11 protein-coding genes are annotated in these 12,154 nt (G+C 36.0%); 8 read left to right on the forward strand and 3 right to left on the reverse strand.

Going from position 1 to position 12,154, the window contains the following annotated elements; genetic code table 11:
• Window positions 1–23 precede the first annotated feature (23 nt).
• From opp3b to AC3EMB_RS06325, 4 genes are read left to right on the forward strand one after another with little or no spacing between them, the layout of a single operon-like run.
• Window positions 24–953: an oligopeptide ABC transporter permease gene (gene opp3b, locus AC3EMB_RS06310; RefSeq protein WP_000534166.1), complete on the forward strand. Its 930-nt coding sequence runs from the start codon at window positions 24–26 to the stop codon at window positions 951–953.
• Window positions 950–1,966 (forward strand): oligopeptide ABC transporter permease, encoded by a 1,017-nt coding sequence (gene opp3C / locus AC3EMB_RS06315; protein WP_000974103.1) that lies wholly within the window; start codon window positions 950–952, stop codon window positions 1,964–1,966. The genes opp3b and opp3C overlap by 4 nt, the downstream gene beginning before the upstream one ends.
• An 18-nt stretch (window positions 1,967–1,984) precedes the next feature.
• Window positions 1,985–3,028, forward strand: coding sequence for an ABC transporter ATP-binding protein (locus tag AC3EMB_RS06320; RefSeq protein ID WP_000854346.1), 1,044 nt, complete (start codon window positions 1,985–1,987; stop codon window positions 3,026–3,028).
• Window positions 3,021–3,956 carry an ABC transporter ATP-binding protein gene (locus AC3EMB_RS06325; RefSeq protein WP_016082471.1) on the forward strand — a complete coding sequence of 312 codons (936 nt, stop codon included), beginning with the start codon at window positions 3,021–3,023 and terminating at the stop codon, window positions 3,954–3,956. Before AC3EMB_RS06320 ends, AC3EMB_RS06325 begins: the two co-directional genes overlap by 8 nt.
• 117 nt (window positions 3,957–4,073) lie before the next feature.
• Here the strand turns inward: AC3EMB_RS06325 and AC3EMB_RS06330 are convergent, their stop codons facing one another.
• Window positions 4,074–5,519, reverse strand: coding sequence for an MATE family efflux transporter (locus tag AC3EMB_RS06330; protein WP_003291568.1), 1,446 nt, complete (start codon window positions 5,517–5,519; stop codon window positions 4,074–4,076).
• 352 nt (window positions 5,520–5,871) lie between these two features.
• On the opposite strand from AC3EMB_RS06330, the gene AC3EMB_RS06335 reads away from it, so the two are divergent.
• Window positions 5,872–7,518 (forward strand): peptide ABC transporter substrate-binding protein, encoded by a 1,647-nt coding sequence (locus AC3EMB_RS06335; RefSeq protein WP_423098292.1) that lies wholly within the window; start codon window positions 5,872–5,874, stop codon window positions 7,516–7,518.
• A gap of 29 nt (window positions 7,519–7,547) precedes the next feature.
• Here AC3EMB_RS06335 and AC3EMB_RS06340 read toward each other — a convergent pair whose 3' ends face one another.
• Entirely contained in the window at window positions 7,548–7,751 is a 204-nt protein-coding gene (locus tag AC3EMB_RS06340) for a hypothetical protein (RefSeq protein ID WP_000559971.1), read from the reverse strand.
• 593 nt (window positions 7,752–8,344) lie between these two features.
• On the opposite strand from AC3EMB_RS06340, the gene spx reads away from it, so the two are divergent.
• The gene (gene spx, locus AC3EMB_RS06345; RefSeq protein WP_000258267.1) at window positions 8,345–8,740 is read left to right on the forward strand and encodes a transcriptional regulator Spx; all 396 of its coding nucleotides are present in this window, start codon (window positions 8,345–8,347) and stop codon (window positions 8,738–8,740) included.
• Between the two features lie 49 nt (window positions 8,741–8,789).
• On the opposite strand, the gene AC3EMB_RS06350 is transcribed toward spx, so the two are convergent.
• Complete coding sequence (locus AC3EMB_RS06350) at window positions 8,790–9,464, reverse strand: TerC family protein (RefSeq protein WP_069355211.1); 675 nt, start codon at window positions 9,462–9,464, stop codon at window positions 8,790–8,792.
• Between the two features lie 345 nt (window positions 9,465–9,809).
• On the opposite strand from AC3EMB_RS06350, the gene mecA reads away from it, so the two are divergent.
• Both mecA and AC3EMB_RS06360 read left to right on the forward strand, forming a co-directional pair.
• Entirely contained in the window at window positions 9,810–10,493 is a 684-nt protein-coding gene (gene mecA / locus AC3EMB_RS06355; protein WP_000350715.1) for an adaptor protein MecA, read from the forward strand.
• Between the two features lie 72 nt (window positions 10,494–10,565).
• On the forward strand, window positions 10,566–12,110 hold the full coding sequence (locus tag AC3EMB_RS06360; RefSeq protein WP_000799191.1) for a cardiolipin synthase: 1,545 nt from the start codon (window positions 10,566–10,568) through the stop codon (window positions 12,108–12,110).
• Window positions 12,111–12,154 lie beyond the last annotated feature (44 nt).

The following is a 12,154-nucleotide window of genomic DNA, read 5'->3' on the forward strand; positions in this document are numbered from 1 at the left end:
GAAAAACGGGGAGGTGCTTGACTATGGGACGTTATGTATTAAAACGTTTCGTGTACATGGCTTTGACATTATTTTTAATTACTACGCTGACTTTCTTTTTGATGAAATTACTTCCGGGTTCTCCGCTTAAAAACCAGGAGAAGCTATCACCGGCACAAAAAGAAATCATTCTGGAAAAATATGGTTTAAATGATCCGGTACCAGTTCAATACGCACGTTACTTAGGTAACTTAGCAAAAGGTGATTTAGGGGTATCATTCCAATATGATAACCGTCCAGTAACAGATATGATTGTGGATCGCATTGGACCATCAGCACAGCTTGGTTTACAAGCGATTATATTAGGAACATTTATCGGTTTAATTTTAGGAATCGTTGCGGCACTTCGTAACAATACATGGGTCGATTATGGAGCGACAATTATTTCCGTACTCGGGATGTCGGTACCATCATTCGTATTCGCCGCTTTACTACAATATTTCGTAGGGGTAAAACTTGGTTGGTTCCCAGTAGCGTTCTGGAAAGGACCAGAGTTTACAGTAATGCCTACAATTGCTTTATCGATGGCAGTTATTGCAACAATCGCACGTTTCTCTCGTGCAGAATTAATTGAAGTTATGCAAGCCGATTACATTTTAACAGCAAAAGCGAAAGGAATTAGCCAAGGCGTTATCATTGTCAAACACGCACTTCGTAACGCATTAATTCCAGTAGTAACAATTTTAGGACCAATGGTTGCGGCATTAATTACAGGAACACTTGTTATCGAGCAAATTTATGCTGTACCAGGACTTGGGGAACAATTCGTTAAATCTATTACAGTGAATGACTATACAGTTATTATGGGAACTACGATTTTCTATAGTGCGATCTTCATTTTAGTTATTTTCATTGTCGATATTTTATACGGAATTATTGATCCTCGTATTCGTTTAGCGGGAGGGAAAAAATGATGAAAGATGTACAAAAATTATCTCCAGATTTATTTCAACAAGCCAATCAAAATAATGTTGATAATGAAGTCATTGCCCGTCCAAGCTTAACGTTTTGGCAAGATGTAAGAAGACGTTTGTTCCAACATAAAGGTGCGATGATTGGTTTCGTATTATTAAGCCTTATTATATTACTAGCGATTTTTGGCCCGATGGTAAGTAAACACTCGTATAAAGAGCAAGATTTAGGTCGTGCGAAAATGCCACCGAAAATTCCTGTTATTGAAAATGTTCATTGGTTACCATTTGACGGTACAGATCAATATGGTGTTGACCAATATGAAAAACGTGATATTAAAGAGTACTTCTGGTTTGGTACAGATGATCTTGGTCGTGATTTATGGACAAGAACATGGGAAGGTACACGCGTATCATTATATATCGCTCTTTTAGCAGCAGCAATTGACTTAGTAATTGGGGTTGCATACGGAGGTATTTCAGCGTTTTATGGCGGCAGAGTAGATAATATTATGCAACGTATTATGGAGATTATTAACGGTATTCCATACTTAATCATCGTTATCTTAATGGTAATCATTATGGGATCTGGTATATGGTCAATTACACTCGCAATGGCAATTACAGGTTGGATAGGGATGTCGCGTATCGTTCGTGGACAAATCCTGAAATTAAAAAACCAAGAATATGTATTAGCATCTCGTACATTAGGTGCAACAAATACACAATTAATTGTGAAACATTTAATTCCAAACGTAATGGGACCTATTATCGTAATGACAATGTTTACAATTCCATCAGCGGTGTTTGGTGAAGCGTTCTTAAGTTTCATCGGTTTAGGAATTCAGCCACCATTTGCGTCACTAGGTTCTCTTGTAAATGATGGTTATAAATCTATTCAAACGTATCCGCATATGATGTTCATCCCTGCGGTTGTCATCAGTATATTAATTTTAGCGTTTAACTTAATGGCAGACGGATTACGCGACGCGTTAGATCCAAAAATGCGTAAGTAAAAGAGGGGAGAGGCAAAGATGAAAACATTGTTAGAGGTAAAAGATTTACAAGTCTCCTTTGATACACATGCAGGTGAAGTACAAGCTGTACGCGGCGTTACTTTTGATTTGAAAAAAGGAGAGACATTGGCGATTGTAGGAGAATCTGGTTCAGGGAAATCAGTTACTTCTAAAGCGTTAATGGGATTAATTCCGAATCCTCCTGGACGCATTAAAAATGGTGAGATCGTATTTGAAGGTCGTGACTTAACGAAATTAACAGAAAAAGAAATGCAGCAAGTACGTGGTAAAGATATCGCGATGATTTTCCAGGATCCAATGACATCATTAAACCCAACGATGACAATTGGAAATCAAATTATGGAAGGCCTTATTAAACACCAAGGGATGAGTAAAGCAGACGCACGTAAAGTTGCTTTAGAATTAATCGACCTTGTAGGTATTCCAAATCCAGAAGCTCGTTTAAAACAATATCCTCACCAATTCTCAGGTGGTATGAGACAGCGTGTAGTTATTGCAATGGCGTTAGCGTGTAACCCGAAATTATTAATTGCCGATGAGCCGACAACAGCGCTAGACGTTACGATTCAGGCACAAATTTTAGAACTTATGAAAGACATTCAGCAAAAAACAGAAGCGGCAATTATTTTCATTACACATGACTTAGGTGTAGTAGCAAACGTTGCTGACCGAGTGGCAGTTATGTACGCTGGTAAAGTTGTTGAAATTGGAACTGTAGATGAAATTTTCTATAATCCGAAACATCCATATACTTGGGGCTTAATCGCATCTATGCCAAGTTTAGATGGCTCAGAGGAAGAGTTATACGCAATTCCTGGAACGCCTCCGGATTTATTGAAGCCGCCAAAGGGTGATGCTTTTGCACCACGTAATCCACAGGCACTAAAAATTGATTTTGAAATGGACCCACCTTTATTTAAAGTAAGTGATACACACTATGCGGCAACTTGGTTACTTCACGAGCAAGCTCCAGAAGTAAAACCGCCGGCAGTCGTTGAAAAACGTATTCTTCAAATGAAAGCAGGTGAACAACATGACTAAACAACGTGAGAAATTAATTGAAGTAAAAAATGTAAAGCAGCACTTCGACGTGAGTGGTGGTGTTGTCAAAGCGGTTAATGATATTTCATTTGATATTTACCGCGGAGAAACATTTGGTCTTGTAGGAGAATCAGGTTGTGGTAAATCAACTACTGGAAGAACGATTATTCGTTTATATGATGCAACTGCTGGTGAAGTATTGTTCGATGGTGAAAATGTACATGGTAAGAAATCACGCGCAGAATTGAAGAAATTCAACCGTAAAATGCAAATGATTTTCCAAGATCCATACGCATCATTAAATCCTCGTATGACAGTAGGGGATATTATCGCAGAAGGTATTGATATTCACGGATTAGCGAAAAGCAAAAAAGAGCGCATGGACCGTGTTCATGAACTATTAAACACAGTTGGTTTAAACAAAGAGCACGCGAACCGTTTCCCGCACGAATTCTCAGGCGGACAACGTCAGCGTATCGGTATCGCTCGAGCGCTTGCTGTAGAACCAGAATTTATCATTGCGGATGAGCCGATCTCAGCACTTGACGTATCGATTCAGGCGCAAGTTGTAAACTTACTGAAAAAGCTACAAAAAGAAAAAGGTCTAACATACTTATTCATTGCCCATGATTTATCAATGGTAAAATACATTAGTGACCGCATCGGTGTAATGTACCGTGGTCAAATCGTTGAGCTAACAACAAGTGAAGAGTTATATGCGAATCCAGTTCATCCATATACGAAATCACTATTATCAGCAATTCCGCTACCAGATCCAGATTATGAGCGCAATCGTAAACGTATCGTATACGATCCATCGCAGCATGATTACGGTAGCGAAGTGCCAACAATGCGTGAAATTCGCCCAGGACATTTCGTACTATGTTCTGAAGCAGAGTATAAGAAATATAAAGAGATTTATCAATAATAAAAAAGCCATTCTTCCATTAAGGAAGGATGGCTTTTTTCTATACTATATAAATGAGTTGTCGGTAAGTCGATATAAATTGCATTTATTAATAAATACATCAGGATCAAACAAGTACTACTGTGCCTGAACAGAACCAATCTCGTCTTGCTCTTCTGGTTTCACAAGTGCGTAACGTTCCCACGCCCTGCTTTTCCAGCGGAAGAACATAATAATGGCACGCGTCCATTCGTCGATGGCGATCGCTAGCCAAATACCAACGAGCCCCATATCTAAATGAAAGGCGAAAAAGTAACCTAGTGGTAAACTCATTAACACCATAGAGAATGCACCGATTAAAACAGGATATTTTGCATCACCAGCTGCACGAAGCGAATTAATGATGACGATATTCATCGTACGTCCCGTTTCAAGTAGTACACTTAGTAAAAGAACACTTGCGCCTAACCCGATAATGTGCGGATTATCTGTAAACAGTCCCATTAATTGTGTACGGAATGTAATAACGAGAGCGACCATACATAGAGTTACACCAATCGCCCATTTTACACTTTTCCATAAGCGTTCGTATGCTTCATCCTTTTCGCCACCACCAACAAGGCGGCCAATAATAATGGCTGTTCCCATACCAATCGCAATTGCAAATAAATAAGTGAACATGGAAATGTTAGTAGCGTATTGTCTAGCAGCTAATGATTCCGTTCCTAAGTACGTTGCGTAATAAAGGAAGACGATTTGACAAGCTTGATACATCACTTGTTCAAATGCAGATGGAATACCGATTTTTAAAATTTTCCCAATGTATTCTTTGGATAAAGTGAAGTAATATTGTAATTTCACGCGATATTCCATAACGCGGTATAGTAACCAGAAGAAAACAATAAGTGCGATCAATCGACTGATAGCGGAAGAAATTGCAGCCCCTTGTACACCGAGCTCAGGGAAACCAAATTTCCCGAAAATGAGTACGTAGTTTCCAGCGATATGAATAATATTCATTCCGAGTGAAATAAACATCGCTTGCTTTGTGAAACCGTGTACACGGATAATTGCGGCTAATGAGTTAATGATAGCTTGCAGGAAGATAGCTCCTCCGACGATAGATAAGTAGTTTTGCGCATACGTTAGTACATCGCCTTGTAAGTTCATTGCGAGCATCATATGTTTCGAAAATAAAAGAAAACCAGCGCTTATAACGAGCCCAACTATTAAATTTAATGTGACGGCTAATGCTGATATTTTAGATGCTTCCATAAAGCGTCTGGAACCGAGGTATTGAGATACAACGATAGCAGCGCCGTTCCCGATGACTTCTAATACCAAAATCGCAATATGGAGATATTGATTCGCTGCACCAACCCCAGATACAGCATCGTCTGATAATGCACTTAACATGAAAGTATCAGCGATCCCCATCAACATAAAAAGAAAAACTTCTAGAAAAATAGGCCATGTTAATAAGAATAAACTTAATTTCTCTGTCGGCCCATTTTTTTCCTGAATTGCTGTCATGTCCGTCCCCTCTTTACCGATATCTATTTTTAGCAAAATGTATCGTAACATACTTTCTTATCCTTTGCACTCATTTTAGCCTACATATTTTTAATATGAAGGGACTGCTATTTTATGTTAAAAAGGTTGGGATAATTATACATAAAGTATTATAAAATATAAAATTTATTTTTCTCTGATAATTTAGAAAAGTATAAAAAATATTGTTTTTAACACTTTAGTAATAATAATCAGCAATATGAAACGTTTACAAAGATTTATTTTTTAACAGGAAATTTTAATGAAATAGAAATATAAATATACAAAAAATATATTTGTGTGTATAATATGAATTATTAGAACATATATATATTTCTTTCTGTTTGAAAATGAAAGGGCTAACATTTTTTTGGAGGGTGGAAGTATGAAAAAAAAGATACCAGTTTTTGTAGCATCAACAGTAGCGATGAGCATGATGTTAGGGGCATGTAGCTATCAAAAAGATGAACCGCAAGCAAACGCAAAAGGGGATAGCGGGAAAAGCGGTGCGAAGCAAGTTATTAACTTAATTGAAACACAAGAAATTCCAACGATGGACACAGCATTATCAGCTGACGCAGTTTCTTCAAGAGTAATGAACAATACGATGGAAGGCTTATACATTTTAGGAAAAGATGATAAGCTAGTTCCAGGTGTAGCGAAGGAATTTAAAAAGTCAGAAGACGGTAAAAAGTATACGTTTAAGTTACGTGAAGACGCGAAATGGTCAAACGGTGAGCCTGTGACAGCGAAAGATTTCGTATACGCATGGCAAAGAGCGATTAATCCAGATACAGCTGCGAAATCAGCTTATATTATGTACGATATAAAAAATGCAGAGAAAATTAATAAAAAAGAGATGAGTCCTGATCAACTAGGTGTAAAAGCAATTGATGATTACACATTAGAAGTTGAATTAGACAATTCCATTCCATATCTTGTAGATTTAATGGTATATCCAATCTTTTATCCTGTGAATGAGAAATTTGTTAAAGAGCAAGGTGCAAAGTTTGGTTTAGAAGCAAATACTACACTTTATAACGGACCATTTACATTAAGCGATTGGCAGCATGAACGTAGCTTTAAAATGACAAAGAACCCATCATATTGGGACAATAAAGAAGTGAAGATTGAAGAAGTAAACTTTAATATTGTAAAAGATACATCTACGCCAATTAACTTATATGAAACAAATGCAATTGATCGAGCGTCGTTATTAGCGGAGTTTATCGATAAATATAAAGGAAAACCAGATTTCCAAACAGTAGAAGATACATCTGTATTCTTCCTACGTTTAAATCAAAAAGATCCAGCTTTAGCAAATAAAAATATTCGTAAAGCAATTTCACTTGCTTTTGACCGTAAGCCATTCGTGGATACATTATTAAATAACGGTTCTAAGCCAGCAACAGGATTAATTCCTGATAACTTCATTAAAGGACCAGATAAAAAAGATTTCCGTGCTGTAAACGGGGATATTGTAAAACCGAACGTGAAAGAAGCGAAGAAATATTGGGAAGCTGGTAAAAAAGAACTTGGTAAAAATGAAATCGAATTAGAATTATTAAATGAAGATGTAGAGTTATCAAAGAAAACTGGTGAATATTTAAAAGGTGAATTAGAAAAGAATTTACCAGGTTTAACAGTAAAAATTAAACAACAACCATTCGCACAAAAACTAAAATTAGAAGATGCGGGTGATTATGTCATGTCATTCTCTGGATGGAGTGCGGACTTCCCAGATCCAATTACATATCTTGATATGTTTGTAACAGATGGGTCACAAAATAAGATGAAGTACTCTAATCCGAAATACGATGAAATCATTATGAAGGCGAAAAAAGATGGAAGCGATGTAAATGCTCGTTGGAAGAACTTATTAGAAGCAGAAAAAATGTTACTTGATGACGCTGCAATCGTTCCAGTATATCAACGTGGTAGAGCATACTTACAAAGAGAAACAATTAAAGATATGTACAACCATAAATATGGCGGAGATTTAAGCTTTAAGTGGGCAACCGTAGGAAAATAAAAAAAAGCAGGCTAACCACCTGCTTTTTTTTAATACGTGCGTTTTTTATAAATGCCTTTTCCGCCAACTTGGTTCCAGCCAGATTGTACATCCAAACTCTTGTTAACAAACTTCATTTTTTCTTTTCCACCAAAGAGCTTTTCACCGATGCTATTTGTAATGACACCAATCAATGCTGTTATTCCGATGATGAGGGCAGCAACCGTAATAAAATCAATAAAAAAAGCAATCATTTGCAAACTCCCCCTTTGCCTGTCTGTATGTTTATTGTATGAGATAAAAAATAAAAAAGAAAGAAATGTCAGAAAAATATTTAATTTACTTTAGAAATCGTGTAGACAGGAGGGAGAATGTTTGTTAAAATGAGAACAAACGTTCCTTTTTATTCTCATTTATATAGTCTTACATTTCTTAATTGATTTATCAGGAAAAAGTAAGAAAACGTTCTCTTTTTCATAGGGAAGATTATAGATAAATAACTATATATTATATGAAAAATTTAGAGGAAGTGAGTATTAAAGGGGTTGAAGGTTATTGTTCAAGTACAGCTAAATTGAGCGTAATCATGTTACATAGCAGTGGAATACACGGAAGAGTTTTCTCAACTAGCAGGAAATTTGCTGTATATTTCTTGCAAAATCTATTGTATAATGATTATAGAAGTTACTTATTAAAAGTAATTGTTGTTTATTATAAGTTGTTGCTTACATGAAATGCGATTTTTGTACTTTTCAATAAGACAAGTTATCGCGAAAAATTGCTGAAGTTAGAAATTAAAACTGTATTTAGTACAGAATTTGTACTCTTTAAGGAGAGTGAGCTTTGTATGGTAACATTATATAGTTCTCCAAGCTGTACGTCTTGTAGAAAGGCGAAATTATGGCTAGAGGAAAATCATATTCCCTATACAGAACGTAATATCTTCTCAGATCCATTAACGATTGAGGAAATTAAAGAGATTTTACGTATGACAGAAAGCGGAACGGATGAGATTATTTCTACTCGTTCGAAAGTTTTCCAAGAATTGAATGTAAACTTAGAGTCTTTACCACTTCAAGATTTATATAAGATGATTCGTGACTATCCAGGAATTTTACGTCGTCCAATTATGATTGACGAGAAACGCCTTCAAGTTGGTTACAACGAAGACGAAATTCGTCGTTTCTTACCACGTACAGTAAGAACGTTCCAATTACGTGAAGCACAACGTCTTGTAAATTAATTATAATAATATGAAAACCTTCTACCTATTATATAGTAGAAGGTTTTTTTTAATGTTTCACATTGCGTAATCGAACTTGTTTTACGATAAAGCCGATGCATAAAATAGTGAAAATGAACAAATAAGGAATGCTTGCGGTGAAACTTGGGTTGTTATGAAAAAAGATTGCAAGTCTGTCTTCATGTGTAACCATTTTCCCTGCAGTATAGGCAAGAATTGCTGCACCACAATAAATGAGGAATGGAAATCGTTCCATAAGTATTAAAATAAGTTTACTGCCCCAAATAATAATAGGGATAGAAATGAGTAAGCCGATTATGACGAGTAAAAATCTCCCGTGAGCTGCACCAGCAATGGCAATAACATTATCAAACCCCATAACGAGATCCGCGAAAACAATTGTCCGCACAGCTTGAAATAAAGTTGTTTTTCCTTGAATGGCAGAAAGGTCATTGCTATCATCAGTTAATAAATTGACTGCAATTAATGTAAGTAAAACCCCGCCAATCAATTGTAGAAATGGAATGTCGAGTAAATAGACAGCTAGTATAGTAAGGACAATTCTTAGTACGATTGCTAAAAGAGTACCGATCAAAATAGCTTTATTTCGTTTCGATTCAGGTAAATTTCGGCTAGCTAGTGCGATGACGATTGCATTGTCACCACCTAATACAACATCGATACCGACAATCATTAGTACGGATGTTAAAAACTCTAAGTCCATTCGTCTGCCTCCATTTATGATGTTTTAATAAGCGAACTGTATGTATGTGATGAAGAAAGTTGTTGTTAAATAATCTCTTCTAATAGAAGTTTCACCTTATTACAGTGTACGGGGGAATGTGGAAATGTATGTCCAAATTTTTTGTAAGTAAGAAATCGCTATAATAATATATTTATGTAGTTGATCGAGTAAAGATAGGCATATAACTATTTTTGTAAAATAAATCGATTTTATTTCCATTCTGGAGAATCTTATCATAAAATGAGAGTACAAGAATCTATTGATTTGTCATATGAGTGGGGAATCCCTTCATAACAATTCTAAGCAGGAAGGGAGAGTTGTATTTTGGATATTGAAAGAATTAATGATCATACGATGAAATTTTTTATTACGTACATTGATATAGAGGATAGAGGATTTAATCGTGAAGAAATTTGGTATGATCGCGAACGAAGTGAAGAGCTCTTTTGGGAGATGATGGACGAAGCTCGTGATCATGACGATTTCTTTATTGATGGGCCGTTATGGATCCAAGTGCAAGCAGTCGATAAAGGGATTGAAGTACTTGTCACGAAAGCAGAGCTTTCAAAGGATGGGCAAAAGCTGGAACTACCGATAGGGGTAGACAAAATTATAGATATTCCTCTAGATGAAGGCATTGAATCATTATTCCAACAAGAGTTAGTCGAAGAGGTAGAAGAACAAACAGGAACAAACTTTAATGAAGATGGTACGTTTGGCTTTTTAATTAAATTTAATGATTTTGAAGATGTCATTTCATTAAGTCATCGTCTTATCTTTGAAGATATAAAAGATGAGCTGTATTCATTTGAGGACCGCTATTATGTATATGTGGAATTCGATGAAGTGCTACATGATGAAGAAGAAATCGATCGTATTTTAAGTATTGTTTTAGAATATGGGGAAGAATCAACTTTAACAATTCATCGTGTAAGTGAGTATGGAAAACAAATTGTGAAAGAGCATGCGCTTGAAACGATTCGCAATAATTTTCCTGCTAAAACGTAGGCCGATTTCTGTAGTATGAAATCGGCTTTTTATATGAAGAATAGGAAAGCTTTCTTAGTTAGGAGGTAAGAGATGAAAAATACGTTAAAGCTGATTTTCTTTATCCTGCTATTGTTCGCATTATTTGTTTCGTTACGTATGTTTATTGATGTAGCATTTTATTCAGATGTGATTGGGATAAAAGATGTTTCGATTTTAGGTATTATTAGTATTTTATTTACAGTATCTGCGTTTTTAATTGGTTGCGTTATTTTCTTAGAAAATCGCCATCCATCTAAAACACTTACATGGTTAATTGTGTTAGGGATTTTTCCGGTATTTGGCTTCTTTGCTTATTTATTATTTGGGCAAAATTTTCGGAGAAAAAGAATGTTTCAAAAGAAGGCGTTACTTGATGAACAGGCGTTTTTACAATATAAAGGGCATGAAGATTACGAAGAACGAATTTTACGCAATCATAAGCATCAAGAACTGTTATTTCGTTTAGCGGATCGATTAGGTGCTTTAAATATTTCATTTCAAACTGAAACGAGGACATTAACAAATGGAGATGAAACGTTTCAGGCCATTTTAAATGGGTTAAAACGAGCGAAACATCACATTCATATGGAATATTACATTGTGCGTGATGATAAATTAGGAACAGAAATTAAAGATATTTTAATACAAAAATCAAAAGAGGGCGTTGTTGTTCGCTTTTTATATGATGCGGTTGGAAGTTTTAAGTTATCGAAATCGTATATTGAAGAATTAAACGATGCAGGTGTAGAAATGATTCCGTTCTTTCCTGTGCGCTTTCCGATTTTAAACGATAAGATTAATTATCGAAATCATAGGAAAATTGTTGTGATTGATGGGAACGAAGGGTTTGTAGGCGGATTAAATATCGGTGATGAGTATTTAGGAAAAAGTAAATATTTTGGCTTTTGGCGAGACACGCATTTGTATTTACGTGGTGAAGCGGTTCAAAGTTTACAGCTTATTTTCCTTCAAGATTGGTTTTATATGACTGGAGAGGCTGTGCTAGCTCCTGAATATTTACAAGCAAAAGCAGTTGAGGGTGATCATTGGGGAGGAGTGCAGCTAGTTGCAGGCGGCCCCGATAATAAGTGGGAAACGATTAAGCATTTATATTTCGCAATGATCGCTTCTGCTCGGAAATCTATTTGGATTGCAACGCCGTATTTTATTCCGGATGATGATATTTTATCCGCATTAAAGGTTGCTGCACTTGCTGGTATTGATGTCCGTTTGTTGATGCCGAGTAAACCTGATAAGCGCACTGTCTTTTACGCATCGAGATCGTACTTCCCAGAGCTTTTAGACGCAGGAGTAAAGATATATGAATACGAAAAAGGTTTTCTTCATAGTAAAATTGTCATCGTTGATTCTGATTTAGCTTCAATTGGGACAGCTAATATGGATATGAGAAGTTTTCATTTGAATTTTGAAGTAAATGCCTTTTTATATGATACAGATAGCATTAAAAGACTTGTTCAAGACTTTAAAGACGATTTAGAAGAATCCAGTGAAATTCACGTCGATCGTTTTCATAAAAGGCGTCTGCATAGACGAATTGTTGAATCAACGTACCGGTTATTATCGCCATTATTATAAAAAGAGATGTCCGAAATTGGGACATCTCTTTTTTAAAAGGAATT

The organism is Bacillus sp. LQ16 (assembly GCF_057784645.1).

What these genes read in the sequence shown, in the direction of transcription:
- AC3EMB_RS06325 (WP_016082471.1), top strand. Translation starts at nt 3,021, where the DNA reads ATGACTAAACAACGTGAGAAATTAATTGAAGTAAAAAATGTAAAGCAG.
- AC3EMB_RS06320 (WP_000854346.1), top strand. Translation starts at nt 1,985, where the DNA reads ATGAAAACATTGTTAGAGGTAAAAGATTTACAAGTCTCCTTTGATACA.
- AC3EMB_RS06335 (WP_423098292.1), top strand. Translation starts at nt 5,872, where the DNA reads ATGAAAAAAAAGATACCAGTTTTTGTAGCATCAACAGTAGCGATGAGC.
- AC3EMB_RS06330 (WP_003291568.1), bottom strand. Translation starts at nt 5,519, where the DNA reads ATGTTACGATACATTTTGCTAAAAATAGATATCGGTAAAGAGGGGACG.
- opp3b (WP_000534166.1), top strand. Translation starts at nt 24, where the DNA reads ATGGGACGTTATGTATTAAAACGTTTCGTGTACATGGCTTTGACATTA.
- AC3EMB_RS06350 (WP_069355211.1), bottom strand. Translation starts at nt 9,464, where the DNA reads ATGGACTTAGAGTTTTTAACATCCGTACTAATGATTGTCGGTATCGAT.
- spx (WP_000258267.1), top strand. Translation starts at nt 8,345, where the DNA reads ATGGTAACATTATATAGTTCTCCAAGCTGTACGTCTTGTAGAAAGGCG.
- opp3C (WP_000974103.1), top strand. Translation starts at nt 950, where the DNA reads ATGATGAAAGATGTACAAAAATTATCTCCAGATTTATTTCAACAAGCC.
- AC3EMB_RS06360 (WP_000799191.1), top strand. Translation starts at nt 10,566, where the DNA reads ATGAAAAATACGTTAAAGCTGATTTTCTTTATCCTGCTATTGTTCGCA.
- AC3EMB_RS06340 (WP_000559971.1), bottom strand. Translation starts at nt 7,751, where the DNA reads ATGATTGCTTTTTTTATTGATTTTATTACGGTTGCTGCCCTCATCATC.